Annotated in this window: 15 protein-coding genes; all 15 read right to left on the bottom strand. The window is 51.1% G+C overall.

What is annotated here, in order from left to right; genetic code table 11:
- Window positions 1–237: 237 nt before the first annotated feature.
- Window positions 238–1020: a GTP-sensing pleiotropic transcriptional regulator CodY gene (gene codY / locus SIC45_RS05670; protein WP_298784321.1), complete on the bottom strand. Its 783-nt coding sequence runs from the start codon at window positions 1018–1020 to the stop codon at window positions 238–240.
- Window positions 1021–1043: 23 nt separating this feature from the next.
- The gene (gene hslU / locus SIC45_RS05665; RefSeq protein WP_319631367.1) at window positions 1044–2456 is read right to left on the bottom strand and encodes an ATP-dependent protease ATPase subunit HslU; all 1413 of its coding nucleotides are present in this window, start codon (window positions 2454–2456) and stop codon (window positions 1044–1046) included.
- A 27-nt stretch (window positions 2457–2483) separates the two neighbouring features.
- Window positions 2484–3032 carry an ATP-dependent protease subunit HslV gene (gene hslV, locus SIC45_RS05660; RefSeq protein ID WP_298784317.1) on the bottom strand — a complete coding sequence of 183 codons (549 nt, stop codon included), beginning with the start codon at window positions 3030–3032 and terminating at the stop codon, window positions 2484–2486.
- 3 nt (window positions 3033–3035) lie between these two features.
- Entirely contained in the window at window positions 3036–3953 is a 918-nt protein-coding gene (gene xerC / locus SIC45_RS05655; protein ID WP_319631366.1) for a tyrosine recombinase XerC, read from the bottom strand.
- Between the two features lie 103 nt (window positions 3954–4056).
- Window positions 4057–5370, bottom strand: a complete 1314-nt coding sequence (gene trmFO, locus SIC45_RS05650; RefSeq protein ID WP_319631365.1) for an FADH(2)-oxidizing methylenetetrahydrofolate--tRNA-(uracil(54)-C(5))-methyltransferase TrmFO — start codon at window positions 5368–5370, stop codon at window positions 4057–4059.
- A gap of 83 nt (window positions 5371–5453) precedes the next feature.
- Complete coding sequence (gene topA / locus SIC45_RS05645; RefSeq protein WP_298784313.1) at window positions 5454–7529, bottom strand: type I DNA topoisomerase; 2076 nt, start codon at window positions 7527–7529, stop codon at window positions 5454–5456.
- A gap of 200 nt (window positions 7530–7729) precedes the next feature.
- Window positions 7730–8599: a DNA-processing protein DprA gene (gene dprA, locus SIC45_RS05640; protein WP_319631364.1), complete on the bottom strand. Its 870-nt coding sequence runs from the start codon at window positions 8597–8599 to the stop codon at window positions 7730–7732.
- Window positions 8600–8702: 103 nt separating this feature from the next.
- Complete coding sequence (gene sucD / locus SIC45_RS05635) at window positions 8703–9617, bottom strand: succinate--CoA ligase subunit alpha (protein ID WP_319631363.1); 915 nt, start codon at window positions 9615–9617, stop codon at window positions 8703–8705.
- Window positions 9618–9638: 21 nt separating this feature from the next.
- Window positions 9639–10799: an ADP-forming succinate--CoA ligase subunit beta gene (gene sucC, locus SIC45_RS05630; protein ID WP_079476151.1), complete on the bottom strand. Its 1161-nt coding sequence runs from the start codon at window positions 10797–10799 to the stop codon at window positions 9639–9641.
- Between the two features lie 178 nt (window positions 10800–10977).
- On the bottom strand, window positions 10978–11271 hold the full coding sequence (locus SIC45_RS05625) for an EscU/YscU/HrcU family type III secretion system export apparatus switch protein (RefSeq protein ID WP_298784304.1): 294 nt from the start codon (window positions 11269–11271) through the stop codon (window positions 10978–10980).
- Window positions 11268–12812 carry a hypothetical protein gene (locus SIC45_RS05620; RefSeq protein WP_319631362.1) on the bottom strand — a complete coding sequence of 515 codons (1545 nt, stop codon included), beginning with the start codon at window positions 12810–12812 and terminating at the stop codon, window positions 11268–11270. Before SIC45_RS05620 ends, SIC45_RS05625 begins: the two co-directional genes overlap by 4 nt.
- Before the next feature lie 15 nt (window positions 12813–12827).
- On the bottom strand, window positions 12828–13610 hold the full coding sequence (locus SIC45_RS05615) for a ribonuclease HII (RefSeq protein WP_413645500.1): 783 nt from the start codon (window positions 13608–13610) through the stop codon (window positions 12828–12830).
- 13 nt (window positions 13611–13623) lie between these two features.
- Window positions 13624–14487 (bottom strand): ribosome biogenesis GTPase YlqF, encoded by an 864-nt coding sequence (ylqF, locus tag SIC45_RS05610; RefSeq protein ID WP_298784298.1) that lies wholly within the window; start codon window positions 14485–14487, stop codon window positions 13624–13626.
- Between the two features lie 19 nt (window positions 14488–14506).
- The gene (lepB, locus tag SIC45_RS05605; RefSeq protein ID WP_319631360.1) at window positions 14507–15067 is read right to left on the bottom strand and encodes a signal peptidase I; all 561 of its coding nucleotides are present in this window, start codon (window positions 15065–15067) and stop codon (window positions 14507–14509) included.
- Window positions 15068–15152: 85 nt separating this feature from the next.
- Window positions 15153–15497, bottom strand: coding sequence for a 50S ribosomal protein L19 (rplS, locus tag SIC45_RS05600; protein WP_022792749.1), 345 nt, complete (start codon window positions 15495–15497; stop codon window positions 15153–15155).
- Between the last annotated feature and the right edge of the window lie 3 nt (window positions 15498–15500).

The following is a 15500-nucleotide window of genomic DNA, read 5'->3' as shown; positions in this document are numbered from 1 at the left end:
ATTACTTCCTAAATTGTATAGAAAAAATGTACATTTGTCTAACCAATATTGCCGTTTTTGCATTTCAGTAACTTCCGTCTAAGTGGTTAAACTACTTTTTTGTAGTTCTTTTATCCTTATCGTGCTTATTTGCTTGTATAATATTCAGTTTTTCCCTGCAGAAAATGTTACAGCACGAATTTTTTCTTTTTCAGAGACATAAAAAAAGCGACCCATGAAAGGATCGCTCTTAAGCCGTTAATCGTTACTTTTAATTTTCTCGAGTTCATATAAAAACTTGTTGTTTAATACTTTAATATAGGTCCCTTTCATGCCGAGGGATCTCGATTCGATGACACCCGCGCTTTCAAGCTTGCGCAGAGCGTTGACGATCACAGAACGGGTGATGCCGACACGATCGGCGATTTTACTCGCTACAAGCAGCCCTTCCTTGCCGTCGAGTTCTTCGAAAATATGCTCAACGGCTTCAAGTTCGCTGTAGGACAGGGAGCTGATGGCCATCTGAACGACCGCTTTGCTTCTTGCTTCCTCTTCAATCTCCTGTGTCTTTTCATGAAGAATTTCCATTCCGACCACAGTCGCCCCGTACTCGGCAAGGATCAGGTCATCATCATCAAATGTTTCGCTCAACCGGGCCAGTACGAGTGTGCCAAGACGCTGGCCGCCACCAACTATCGGTACAATCGTAGTCAGTCCGGAGGCAAATAATTCGGCGCTTTCCTGCGGAAATGCCGTATATTCGCTCTGTACATCCAGGTTCGGCGAGGTTTCATTGATGCCGAACAGGCCGGAGGTGTATTCCTGCGGAAACTGACGCTCCTCTAAAATCCGCTGCATTTTTTCGTGCTCGATTTCCTGCTCGATCGAGTATCCGAGCAGCTTTCCGCGGCGGCTGACCACAAACACATTGGCCCCGATAATTTCCTGAAGAGTTTCGGCCATGTCCTTAAAATTGACGTGGTCCCCCTGTGTTTTCTGTAACATTTCATTAATTCTTCTGCTTCTCGTTAACAAATCCATGCTGATTCTCCTCCTGATTTATGCTACAAAATGTACCGGCTGACGTCCCGGTCCCTGGCGATCGTTGCCAGTTTGTCATTGACGTACTCCGGCGTGATGGTGATAGCGTCCATAGTAATTTCCGGAGCCTCAAAGGACAGATCTTCGAGCAGTCTTTCAAGCAGTGTATGCAGCCGTCTCGCGCCGATGTTCTCTGTCTGCTGATTGACTGCTTCCGCTAATTCTGCAATGGTTTCGACAGCTTCGTCTGTAAATGTTACTTCAATGCCTTCGGTGCGGATGAGTGCCTGGTACTGCTTGGTCAGAGCCTGATCCGGCTCCCGCAGAATCCGGGCAAAATCTGCTGCTCCTAAGTTATCTAATTCGACACGCACCGGAAATCTTCCTTGCAGCTCAGGAATTAAATCGGAAGGCTTGGCTGTATGAAAAGCACCGGCGGCGATAAACAGCATATGATCGGTACGCACCGGGCCGTATTTGGTATTGACCGTGGAGCCTTCCACAATCGGCAGAATGTCCCGCTGTACGCCTTCACGCGACACATCCGCACTGCTGCTTTCCTTTTTGCCGGTCACTTTATCAATCTCGTCCAGGAACACAATTCCCAGCTGCTCCGCGCGGTAAACAGCTTCCGTGCTCACTTCGTCCATATCGATCATTTTCTGGGCTTCCTGCTCGGTCAGCACCTTGCGTGCTTCGCGCACGGGGAGCGTGCGGCTGCTCGTTTTCTTTGGCATCATGTTTCCGAGCATCTCCTGCATGTTCATGCCCATCTGCTCCATGCCGCCGCCCTGAAACATGTCGCCCATCGAGCCGGACTGCTGCTCGACCTCAATGGTTACTTTGCGGTCTTCAAGCTCGCCCATTTCCAGCTGATTCTGCAGTTGGCGGCGCTGCTCACGAAGATCACTGTTGTCCGGCGTGTCCGTTTCTTCTTCTTCCTCATTGTCATCATTCTGCTGAAAAAGCATGCCGAACGGGTTGCCGGAGCTGCTGTCCGCCTGACGATTTTTGCGTTTTCTCGGTGCGAGCAGCCGGACGATTTTTTTATTCGCAGCTTTTTCCGCCTTCTCCTGCACGGAGGCTGTTTTTTCTTCCTTTACAATACGTACGGCAACCTCCACCAGATCCCGGATCATCGATTCCACGTCGCGGCCGACATAGCCGACTTCCGTGAACTTAGTGGCTTCGACCTTCGAAAACGGGGCGCCGACAAGCTTTGCAATCCGGCGGGCGATTTCTGTTTTCCCTACGCCCGTCGGCCCGATCATCAGAATATTTTTCGGTGTTACTTCCTCCTGGAGCTGTTCTGGCAGCTTGCTCCTTCGGTACCGGTTGCGAAGAGCGACCGCGACTGAACGCTTCGCTTCATTCTGGCCAATAATATATTGGTCGAGCCGTTCTACAATCTGTTTGGGTGTCATCGAAATTTCCATTAATAAGCCCCCTTAGCGGACTATGTTTTAAGATTCCAAATCTTCAATAATGATTTCATGGTTGGTGAAAACACAGATGTCTGCTGCTGTCTCAAGCGAAGCTTCGGCCATTTCCCGGGCGCTCAGATGCGTGGCATGCTTTTTGAGTGCACGTCCGGCGCTGAGCGCATAATTGCCTCCGGAGCCGATCGCAAGCATGTTATCATCAGGCTCGATCACTTCTCCTGTGCCCGCGACCAAAAGCATCGTGGATTTATCCATGACAATGAGCATCGCTTCAAGCCGCCGCAGCGTTTTATCGCTGCGCCAGTCCTTGGCAAGCTCGACGGCCGCCCGCTGCAGATTACCGCTCCACTGCTCCAGTTTTTCTTCAAACAAGTCAAACAGGGTGAACGCATCAGCCACCGAGCCGGCAAATCCGGCGAGTACCTTCCCGTTGTACAGCCTTCTCACTTTTCGTGCGGTATGCTTCATGACCACCTGCTGGCCGAGCGTTACCTGGCCGTCGCCGGCCATTGCTCCTTTGCCGTCGTGGTGAACAGCGTATATCGTTGTGGCGTGAAAGGATGGTTCCATTAGTTATTCACGCTTCCTTTCTGCTCTTGGATGTGATTGTCGGTACACATCCTGGAGCCGTTCTTTAGTTACGTGGGTGTAAATCTGGGTCGTGGATAAATTGGCATGGCCAAGCAGATCCTGCACGACCCGGAGGTCCGCCCCGTGATTGAGCAGATGTGTCGCAAACGTGTGCCTCAGGTCATGAGGAGAAATACGAAGCGTGCTCGAAACCTTTTTCACCCGTTCGTTAATAACATGGCGGAACCCGCGGTCGGTCAGCGGGCCGCCACGGGCGTTTAAAAACAGCTGGCCGGCCGGCACTTTGCTTTTGGCTGCCAGCTCCGGCCGCACGTTCGTTTTGTACAACTCGACGGCTTCCTGGGCAAAGCTGCCTACCGGCACGTACCTCTCCTTCCGGCCTTTACCCTTTACCAGAATGGTGCCAAGGTAATCATCGAGGTCACCTGCCTGCAGCTGCTGGCATTCACTGATACGCATCCCTGTCGCATAGAGCAGCTCCATAATGGCTTTATCCCTGATATCCAGCGGCTTGCTCATATCAAATGATGCAAACAGCGATTCGATTTCTTCTTCATATAAAAAATGAGGCAGCGGCCGCTCTTTTTTAGGGTGGCTCGCACCGATAAACGGATTTTGTTCAATATAATCCTCGCGCTGCAGATAGCGGAAATACGCACGCAGCGCGGAGATTTTCCGCGCTACCGTCGCTCTTGCATACGAGCGGTCGTACATGCTGCTGTAGTAGAGACGGACGAGGGTTGGATCTACCTCCTCCACGTGCTTCCAGCCTTCCTGCTGCATAAATGCTTCAAATTCCATCAAATCCTGTTCATAAGCTGTTTTCGTATAGGAGGAAATGTTTTTTTCCAGTTCCAGGTAGCGGAAAAATTCCTCCCTCCAGGTTAATAACGGGTTCATCAGCTTTTTGCTCCTTTACGCTTTCTGCTTCCTTCTGCGCGTCTGTTACGCCTTATGAAGACAAAAGCTAGTAAATCGTATCATAAACCATGGAGCCTAGCAATCATATTTGGACTTTTTTCTTAAAATTCTGAATGGCATCCAGAGCCCGTTCTGCGTAGTATTCGTTGCGCTCCCGCTTGTTTTTGATTTTTTGCTCCGGGGCCGGCAGCAGGCCGAAGTTCGCGTTCATCGGCTGGAAGTTTTTGGCGCCGGCTGACGTAATATAGTGGCTCATGGCACCAATCACCGTTTCCGTCGGGAAGGTATCCGTGTCCTCCTGCAAATATTGTTTAGCCGCGTTCCATCCGGCGACCAGACCGGAAGCAGCTGATTCCACATAGCCTTCCACCCCGGTAATCTGTCCGGCAAAGAACAAATCACTGCGGGCCTTCGTCTGGTAGGTCGGATTCAGGAAATTCGGGGAATTTAAAAACGTATTACGGTGCATCACGCCGTAGCGGACGATGTCGGCATTTTCAAGTCCCGGAATTAAGCGGATTACTTCTTTCTGCGGTCCCCATTTAAGGTGAGTCTGGAAGCCGACAATATTAAAAAGCGTGCCTTCCTGGTTGTCCTGGCGCAGCTGCACAACAGCGTGCGGGAGCTCCCCTGTTTCCGGATGCTCCAGTCCGACCGGCTTCATCGGGCCGAACAGGAGGGTCTTTTTGCCTCTGCGGGCAATTTCCTCAACCGGCATGCAGCCTTCAAAGAAGATGTTTTTCTCAAATTCGCGCAGCGGCACAACCTCTGCTTCCACCAGCGCATCGTAAAAGCGGTCAAATTCTTCTTCGGTCATCGGACAGTTGATGTACGCAGCCTCCCCTTTATCATACCGGGATTTCACGTACGCTTTATCCATATCGATGCTGTCTGTTTCCACAATGGGCGCGGCTGCGTCGTAAAAGTACAAATGCTCTTCGCCGGTCAGCTTAAAAATATCCTCGGATAGCGACTCGGCGGTCAGCGGTCCCGTGGCAATAATCGCCGGTTCATCCGGGATATGGGTCACTTCTTCCGATACGACTTCCACGAGCGGATGATTTTTGACTTTTTCCGTGACGTTAGCGGCAAATTCATGCCGGTCAACGGCAAGGGCGCCGCCTGCCGGTACCGAAGCCGCGTCTGCTGCCTCGATAATCACGCTGTCGAGATGTCTCATTTCTTCCTTTAATACGCCGACGGCATTTGTAAGATTATTGGCGCGCAGCGAATTGCTGCAGACCAGCTCCGCAAATTTATCAGTATGATGGGCGGCCGTCTGTTTGTTCGGACGCATCTCGTGAAGTACGACCGGCACGCCCTGTTTAGCAAGCTGCCATGCCGCTTCGCTTCCAGCAAGTCCTGCACCGACGATATGAACAGATGTACTTTTCATGATAAAAACTCCTTTCCCTTTTGAAAGCGCAGGCAACTATTCCTTTCGGAAGGAGTCAGACCTGCGCTGTAACCAGTCATTTTTTAATTTGGTTCTTCCTTATAATCACATTCAGAGCACTGGACGTGTACGCCTTTTTTCGTCTTTTTCTCTACGAGCATATTTTCACATTTCGGACACGGCCGGGCAATCGGTTTATCCCAGGACACGAATTCGCAGTCCGGATACCGGTCACACCCGTAAAAGATCCGCTTTTTCTTACTTCGGCGTTCAACGACATTTCCCTCTTTACATTTCGGGCATTTCACGCCGATATCTTTAACAATCGCTTTTGTATTACGGCATTCCGGGAAATTGGAGCAGGCCATAAACTTTCCGTACCGGCCCATTTTATAAACCATGGGATGGCCGCACTGTTCACAGTCTTCGCCTGCCGGCTCATCTTTGATTTCGACTTCTTCCATTTCTTCCTCAGCTTTTTTCAGCCTCGGCTCAAATCCCTGGTAAAATTCGTCGATGATTTCAATCCAATTTTGTTTTCCTTCTTCAATATAGTCAAGATCGTTTTCCATCTTTGCGGTGAATTCCACATCGAGAATTTCCGGGAAGAATTCTACGACCAGATCCATGACAATTTCGCCGAGCTCGGTCGGCACGAAACGCTTTTCTTCAAGCGCTACGTAGTTCCGGCGCTGCACTGTATCGAGTGTCGGAGCGTACGTTGACGGCCGGCCGATCCCCATTTCCTCCATCGTCCGCACGAGCCGTGCTTCTGTATAACGCGGCGGCGGCTGGGTAAAGTGCTGATTTTCTTCCATATCCGTCCGGGTGACCATCTGGCCCTCCTGGAGGTCCGGAAGCATTTTATCCTCTTCTTTTTTCCCGTCATCCTGACCTTCCACGTACACCTTCATAAAGCCGGGGAATTTCACTTTCGAGCCGGTCGCCCGGAAAAGCACGCCTTCATTATCAAGGTCCACCGACATTGTGTCCATCACGGCCGGAGCCATTTCACTTGCCACCAGACGTTCCCAGACAAGCTTATACAGCCGGTACTGGTCTCTTGAAAGCGAGCTTTTTACCTGTTTTGGTTCATACATGATGGACGTCGGCCGGATCGCCTCGTGGGCGTCCTGGCTGTTGGTGCTTTTGGCATTCTTGCGCTCTCCCTGGCGGACGTATTCCTCGCCGTATTTCTCTGTAATAAACGTCCGGGCTTCTTCCTTGGCGGTCTGGGAAACCCTGGTGGAGTCGGTACGCATGTACGTGATCAAACCGACGGTGCCAGCCGGTTTGCCTAAATCAATACCTTCATACAGCTGCTGGGCGACCATCATCGTCTTTTTCGCCCGGAAATTAAGCTTTCTCGCAGCTTCCTGCTGCAGGGACGAGGTGGTGAACGGCTGTACCGGGTTTCGTTTGCGTTCTTTTCTCGTAACCTTTGTTACTTCAAACTGGTCGCCCTTCATCTTTTGAAGCACGCCATCGACGTCCTCCCGGGAGGCAAGCGCCTGCTTTTCTTTGGCTGTGCCGTGAAATTTCGCTTCAAATTCCGCGTCCCCGTCCGAAAACGTTCCATTAATACTCCAGTATTCTTCCGGTATAAACGCCTTAATCTCTTTTTCCCGGTCAATGATCATCTTCACGGCAATCGACTGTACCCGTCCGGCACTCAGCCCTTTTTTCACTTTCTTCCATAGTAATGGGCTGATGTTATAGCCAACGAGCCGGTCAAGTATCCGGCGGGCCTGCTGGGCGTCCACCAGGTCCATATTGATGGAGCGGGGATGCTTAAACGCATCCTTCACCGCCGTTTTTGTAATTTCGTTAAAAACGACGCGGCATTCCGAATCCTCATCAATGTTTAAGCTATGCGCCAGATGCCAGGCGATAGCTTCACCCTCTCTGTCAGGGTCGGCTGCGAGATATACTTTTTTCGCTTTCTTTGCAGCCGTTTTTAATTCTTTTAAAACTGGACCTTTCCCGCGTATCGTTATATATTTCGGGTCATAATTGTTTTCAGTGTCGACTCCCATCTGGCTTTTTGGCAGGTCTCTTACGTGCCCCATTGAAGCTTTCACTGCATATTTTTTCCCTAAATACTTTTCGATTGTTTTTGCTTTTGCGGGAGACTCCACGATGACTAAATAGTCGGCCATTCCTCTTCTCCCCTTTGTCTCAATGAAATATTACCATTATTAACGTGAATAAATTGCTCTGTCAAATAGTGATGCTTTTATGATCTGACTTGTTTCAGTGCGTTTTGTGCTTGAAATCACAATTATTCTTTCACAGTTTCCCGGACGTGTCTAGCATAACATACGGAAAATTTAAAATTACGTTTCAATTCGGTCAACTGTTATGAAGCACTGTGCGGCCGGCGGCTGATATGTAAATCCTCCGGCTGAAGGACCGGGAGGGCGCCATCGTAAATCAGCTTATTCGTGCCCGCGCTCTGCCTGGAAAACACCGGACCCGGCAGCGCGCAGACCTCCCTGCCCTGCTCAAGTGCAAGCGATGCTGTGATAAGGGAACCGCTGTTCACATCTGCTTCCACCACAAATATTTTATCAGACAGACCACTGATAATACGGTTTCTGGCCGGAAAGTGCCACTTTCTCGGCGATCTGTCCGGGGGATATTCGCTCAAAAGCAGCCCCGCGGCAGCAATATTTTTCGCCAGAGCGAGATGCTCCTTTGGATAAATACGGCCAAACCCGGAGCCAAGCACCGCAATAGCCGGCGCTCCTGTTTTTAATGCCTGACGGTGGGCATGTCCGTCTACGCCTCTCGCGAGCCCGCTGACAATCTGCACCTGGCTGTGGGGAAGAAATGCTTCCACCGCTGCTCTGCCGTAAGAAGTCATGCTCCGGGAGCCGACTACCGCAAGCCGGGGATTGTCCTGCAGCAGCTCTGTGTTTCCCTTCGTGTATAACACCCACGGCGCATCGTAAATTGATTTTAAGGACGACGGATAGCAGTCGTCAAAATATGTAATCCACCCGGTGCCCTGCTCACGGTACCACGTGAGCCGCTGCTGGAAGTTAAGCTGGGACATATATTTCCGCCAGGCAGTCCGATGGGCGCTGCTTACGGGCAGAAGATGAGGGTGCGTAAAAGGGAGAAGCAATTCGCGGTCGCGGCGGAGCAGCTCTGTGACGTGCTTCCATTGAAAATGGGGAAATTCGTGGACAGCCAGAAGTCGTTCATTAAAGGAGAGATTTTGCATGAGGGATAGTCCTTTCCTGGGGGGGGTGATGGTTCCTCGGGGAAATACGGGGAGTAAAAGAAAACCTCCGCATGCCCGAAAGAGGCAGCGGAGGGCGGTTGATTTATACTTGTGGTTCGTGGGTGAGGCATTTTTCGTACAGGCCGCGTTCTTTCAGAACGTTGATCATCGTATCACCGATTTCTGCCGGTGTCGCTGCTACCTGCACGCCGCTTTCGTTTAACGTTTTGATTTTTTCCTCTGCGGTACCTTTACCGCCGGAAATAATCGCGCCGGCGTGACCCATCCGTTTTCCTGGAGGCGCTGTGGCACCGCCGATAAAGCCGACTACTGGCTTGGTCATGTTCTGCTTGACCCATTCGGCTGCTTCTTCCTCGGCTGTACCGCCGATTTCACCGATCATGATCACGGCTTCTGTGTCCGGATCGTCATTAAAGGCCTGAAGCACGTCGGTAAAGCTTGTGCCGTTTACAGGGTCGCCGCCGATACCGACAGCTGTCGACTGGCCGATGCCTGCTTTAGTAAGCTGGTCTACGGCTTCATACGTCAGGGTACCCGAACGGGAAACAACACCTACGTGTCCTTTTTTATGAATGTAGCCCGGCATAATGCCGATTTTGCATTCGTCCGGGGTAATAACGCCCGGGCAGTTTGGACCGACAAGGCGGGTGCGCTTGCCTTCCATAAAGCGTTTCACTTTAATCATATCAAGAACCGGGATGCCTTCAGTGATGCAGATGGCAAGATCTAGATCTGCGTCCACTGCTTCAATGATCGCGTCCGCTGCAAAAGCAGGCGGAACGTAAATAACCGAAACCGTAGCACCGGTTGCTTCCACTGCATCATCAAGCGTGTTGAAGACCGGTACGCCTTCAACTTCCGTGCCGCCTTTACCCGGCGTCACGCCGCCGACGATTTTCGTACCGTACTCTAACGCCTGCTGAGTGTGAAAGAGGCCGGTAGATCCTGTAATTCCTTGAACAACTACTTTTGTGTCCTGATTAATATAAATGCTCATAGGTCGATGGTCCCTGCCTTTCTATTGAACTAACGAAACAATTTTTTGCGCACCGTCTGCCATAGAGTCCGCTGCTGTAATATTCAATCCGGATTTTTCCAGAATTTCTTTGCCTTTTTCTACGTTTGTGCCTTCCAAACGTACAACAAGCGGAATCTCTAATCCAGTCTGCTTCGTAGCTTCCACTACCCCGTCAGCGATGACGTCGCATTTCATGATTCCACCGAAGATGTTCACGTAAATGCCTTTAACCGCATCATCTTCAAGGATAATTTTAAATGCTTCCGTTACTTTCTCAGCCGTCGCACCGCCGCCGACATCCAGGAAGTTCGCCGGGTCGCCGCTGTAGTGCTTGATGATGTCCATCGTAGCCATCGCAAGACCGGCACCATTGACCATGCAGCCGATATTGCCGTCGAGGGCAATGTAGCTTAAGTCGTATTTGGAAGCTTCGATCTCTTTTGGATCCTCTTCATCAAGGTCACGGTAATCGAGCACTTCTTTTTGACGGTAAAGTGCGTTGGAATCGAAATTGAATTTCGCATCGAGCGCCATTACTTTCCCGTCCCCGGTCGTTACAAGCGGGTTAATTTCCGCGATTGAGCAGTCATTGTCGATAAATACTTTGGACAGGCCAAGCATAAATTTCACTGCTTCCTTTAGAAGGTCTGTCGGTATATTCATGTTAAATGCCATACGACGGGCCTGGTAAGGCTGCATACCGATAGCTGGATCAATGTATTCACGGAAGATCTTTTCCGGATTTTCTTCAGCTACTTCTTCGATTTCTGTTCCGCCTTCTTCAGATCCCATCATCACAATACGGGACGATACCCGGTCGAGCACAACACCTAAGTAGTATTCCTTCTTGATGTCGCTCCCCTCTTCGATGTAAAGACGCTTCACTTCTTTACCTTCCGGGCCGGTCTGGTGAGTAACCAGTGTTTTGCCGAGGATTTCGTCAGCATATTTGCGGACGTCATCGAGGTTTTTAGCGAGCTTCACCCCGCCGGCTTTCCCTCTTCCACCTGCGTGAATCTGGGCTTTTACCACTGTTACGTCAGAACCCAGTTCTTTTGCGGCTGCTTCTGCTTCATCTACCGTAAATGCAACTTTTCCGTTAGGGACTGCTACTCCATATTTACGAAGGAGCTCTTTTCCCTGGTACTCATGAATATTCATGCTTTTTCCCCCTCACCGTTACAATACGAATCCTTCTATCGACTGTGTAAGTGATTACAAAATCGAATCTGGGCAGAGCGAAAGCCTGCAAGCGGCCTCGCTGCTTCCCACACATCCTTTATCGTATAGAAATTCAGAAAAAAATTCAACATTTCCGTGAAAGTTTCTGTCGCGCGGTTTAGTTTTCATTTTGCCCGGCTGTTTTTTTATCCATCCGGTAGATAAAGGCGAAGATTTCTGCCACCACTTCGTACAGCTCTTCCGGAATTTCTTCGTTCCATTCCAGCTCATGAAGCATATGTACAAGACCGGCATCCTTATGCACCGGAACATTATGTTCAGCAGCCGCTTCGATAATTCGTTCTGCGGTCCATCCCCGCCCCTTCGCTTTGACTGCCGGCGCCTGCGAAATATTCTGCCTGTAATTCAGTGCCACTGCTTTTTTCGTTGTCCAGTTCTGGTTGGAGGTCATATTCGAATATCAAATGCTCCTTTCAGTCCGGCTTCCCGGCTCTTCGGCCTTTCCGCAGGCGCTTCTTCCTCATGCCACTGAAGCGACACCAGCTGGTAATTTAACGAAGCCATCGCCGTTTTCAGCATGGGCTGAAAAAGATGCAGCGGCTGCTCCGGGCGCGGATTTTCACTGCTGATGTTTACCGTCACGTTTCGTTTATAAATCTGCACGTCGGCGATTAAAACGCCGAGCCGGTCCATTTCAAGCTGAAATAAAATATGGCAAGTGTCCGGGTCGAGCTTCCCGTCCGCCGTCCGTTTTCCCTCCCAGTGAACGACAGCATCCGAAAGCATTTCCCCCCACTTCGCCGGAAGATGGGAGAGCTGCTGCAGCCAGGCCTCCTGATCGGCCTGCTGCATAAGCTGCTGACCGGCCACATGAGCGACGGTCCGTTCGTGCTGGGGTGAAAATTCATTTCTCGACATAATATGCGCCTGTGCCTGCTCTAAATGCCTGTAAGACGTCTGCATCGCCTCTTTGCTCCCGCTTTCTGCCCAGGAGGACCAGCTGGCACTTCCGGCGTGCCTCTTCAGCCATTCCACCATCTGCGGCGTATTCGCAAGCACCGTTACTGCTTCCGGGATCATCGCGTGCCAGGCCTTCATCAGAGCCGCCGTGCTCCGCTGGGGCGCACTGCCAAGCGGCTGCTGGACCGTTTGATGCAGCGTCTGGGCGTCCCCAACCTGGGACTGAAGCCATTTTTCCACGGAACCGCTGCTTATGGCAGCCTGGCCGATATGCTGTAGAAATGCTTCAGCGTTCAACGGAGGCTGCAGGCTGGAAAATAACCGATGGATCAGCTGGGCGGCCTGTCCGTGGTTATCACTCGCAGCCGCTGCTGCCACCGCAGCGTACAGCTGCATCGGCTTTGTCGGAGCCTCGATGTTTTCTTTAAAGCTCCCCGGGGTGAGCACTGCACTGCTTATAGACTGATGAACGGGGTCAGACGTTTTATGCTGAGCAAGCAGCGCTGTTAAATCCTGCGCCATCGACGGACCGTGCAGCACCTGATGAACGCTTTGAAAGATAGATGTTTTTAAGGGAGCGCCTGCGGCAAGCATCCACTGAATTGTCTGCATTCCCTGCTTGTTGACGGCGCCTTCTCCTTTAAGCAGCTGCACGCTTTTCTGGAGCGTCTCCCTCGTTACCGGCAGCTGCATCTGTTCGAACATGCGGACTATGTACTGCTCCTGCTTTCCCGGCAGCAATCCGAGCTGCTTCAGGAGCTCCTGGCTTTTGTCTGCAGCAGCTCCGTTTGCTGTCACCTGCCATACCTGCCGCCCGTTCTCATTTTTCACCTGAAAATAATATGATTTGCCGGTTTCCACCGGTGCTTCGAGGGAAGCATGATACACACTCCCGTGCACAGTAACCGCCGCCTGCTGGCCAGGATACAGCTGCCTGACGGTGCCTTTAATAATCTGGCCGGCTTTAATTTCTTCATTTCCGGTTTGTCCTGTACGGTTTCCGGTGTACGTGGACGGCAGTGACAGCTTCATAAGTTTTCTCTCCTTTTACGAAAGCCGGTACCCGGCTACCGGCTGAAACGAATACCGGTGGATGGCACACCCGCCGAGACGCTTTAAGCCGTCCAGATGATTCTGGGTACCGTATCCCTTGTTGCTGGCAAAATCGTAATCCGGGTAGAGCGTATGATAATACTGCATGTAACGGTCCCGCTCCACCTTCGCCAGAATAGAAGCAGCCGCAATCGATACGCTCCGGCTGTCTCCCTGCACCAGCGACTGCTGCTCAATATGTAATGGAAGGGTCATCGCATCTACGAGAAGAGCGTCCGGAGCAGGCTCAAGGTTCGCAACTGCCATCCGCATAGCTTTTTTAGTTGCCTGATATATATTCAGGCGGTCGATTTCGTCCGCCTCGATATGAACGACGCTCCAGGCGACCGCCGCCTCTTTGATTTTTGCTTCGAGCTCTTCACGTTTTTTAGCGGAAAGCATTTTGGAGTCATTTACTTCCACCAGACTGATGTCCTTTGGCAGCACCACAGCAGCGGTAGTCACCGGCCCGGCAAGCGGCCCGCGCCCGACCTCATCCACTCCAGCCACCGCCTGGAAGCCGCGGCTCCAATAGTCCTGTTCAAATGAAAGCCGCCGGCAAAAGTCTTCATACTTTTCCTGCTTCTGCTTCTGTCGTTTGGCATACCGCTGCAGCTCCTTCTGGACGCCGGTCCGGGAGTCCTCTGCCCAGGCATTTAGAAGTCCCGCATCCGGCTCCTCATGGGTCTTTAAATACTCCTTTACAGCTGTTATCGTCCATTTCTCCAATATTTTCACCTCTGCTGCTCAATTATTCGCCCGCTTCGTCGTCCGGCCGTTCGAGACTGATGCGGCCGAGCAGCCCTCCACGGAACTCGCGTACCACCATTTCACCTGCTTTTTCATAATCGATTTCCGCTCCCGCAAGCAGTGCCCCCCGCTTACGTCCAATGTCTTCAAACCATTCCAGCGAAGTTTCCCTCGGCTTATCCTCAAGCCCAAAGCGCTGAAGCAGCTTTTCTGGATAATACTCCTGGCAGATACCGATAATAAAATAAGCAATATCCTGCAGATCCAAAAGCTCATCCTTGATAGCGCCAGTCGCTGCGAGACGTTCACCAACGTAAGGGTCTTCAAACTTCGGCCAGAGAATGCCCGGGGTGTCGAGCAGGTCCATTTCTTTACCCATTTTCAGCCACTGCTGATTTTTTGTAATTCCAGGACGGTCACCGATTTTAGCCGTTTTTTTGCCGATCCACTGATTGATGAGCGTCGATTTGCCGACGTTCGGGATACCGATAATCATCGCCCGTATAGCCCGCGGCTTAATGCCTTTTCTTTTCCATCTGGCCTGGAGACGTTCCGTCTGCTTAAGCGCCGCTTCCTTGATCACATGCAGACCCTTCTTATGCTTGGAATCCACATCGACTGCCTCGATTCCCTGATCACGGTAATACTGCTTCCATTCCTCGGTTACCTTCGGATCGGCCAGATCGGCCTTGGTAAGTACGATGACCGAGGGCTTATCCTGAATGATCGTCTCAAGCAGCGGATTCCGCGAGGACCGGGGGATTCTTGCATCTGCGAGCTCGATGACCACGTCCACCTGCTTTAGCTTGCTCTGCACTTCTTTTTGGGCTTTATCCATATGCCCCGGATACCATTGAATGTCCATACCTCTGCCTCCTTTCAAATTAAAATGGCGATGGCCACATGTGATTGAGCGGCCAGAATGTTATGACCGCCTCCCCGACAATCTCCTCTTCCTCTACGAGTCCGATAGCCCGGGAGTCATAGCTGTTCGGCCGGTTATCCCCCATGACAAACACTTCTCCTTCGGGAATACGGCTGCGGCCTGTTTTCTCCTCCAGCGTAAAATCGGTGGTCGCCGGGAGCGGCCCCGCTGCCAGGGTCTGTTTATCGAGAAACGGTTCATCCACCTGCTCCCCGTTAATAAAAAGCTTATCATTTCTGTATTCAAGCGTATCACCCGGCAGTCCAATGATTCGTTTAATATAATCATCTTTATCGTTGGCGTGGAAAACGACCACATCAAAACGGTCCCATTCGTGCAGCCATTTGCTTGTTTTATTCAACAGCATCCGGTCCTCATCATGAATGGTCGGCTCCATCGATTCGCCTTTCACAACGACTGGAGCTATAAACAGCCAGCGTGCTGCCAGCGCAATAAGTAATGCAATCATAATTACTCTCAGAAGATGCAGCCAATTGATGGGAAAGCGGCGTTCATTCATGTGGTCGATTCCTTTCTTTACATAATTTATTCGTATGAAAAAAGCTGCAGACGGAATACTCCGCTGCAGCTTTTTTTCCTGTGTCTTATCGAAGTTCTTTGATACGCGCAGCTTTTCCACGCAGGTTACGGAGATAGTACAATCTAGCTTGACGTACTTTACCGCGGCGTTTCACTTCAATCTTGTCGATTCTTGGGGAATGAAGCGGAAGAGTTCTCTCCACACCAATTCCGTAGGAAACTTTACGCACGGTGAAAGACTCGCTGATGCCACCGCCGCGACGTTTAATAACGACGCCCTGAAAGACCTGTACACGTTCACGGGAGCCCTCGACAACTTTCAAGTGCACTGCTACAGTGTCACCTGGACGAAAGTCCGGGAGATCCGATTTTAACTGTTCCTTCGTTATGTCGCGAATAAGTTGTTGCATTTG

This window comes from Marinococcus sp. PL1-022, from assembly GCF_033845285.1.
Classification (GTDB): Bacteria; Bacillota; Bacilli; order Bacillales; family Marinococcaceae; genus Marinococcus.
This window is presented reverse-complemented; position numbering and strand designations above follow the sequence as displayed.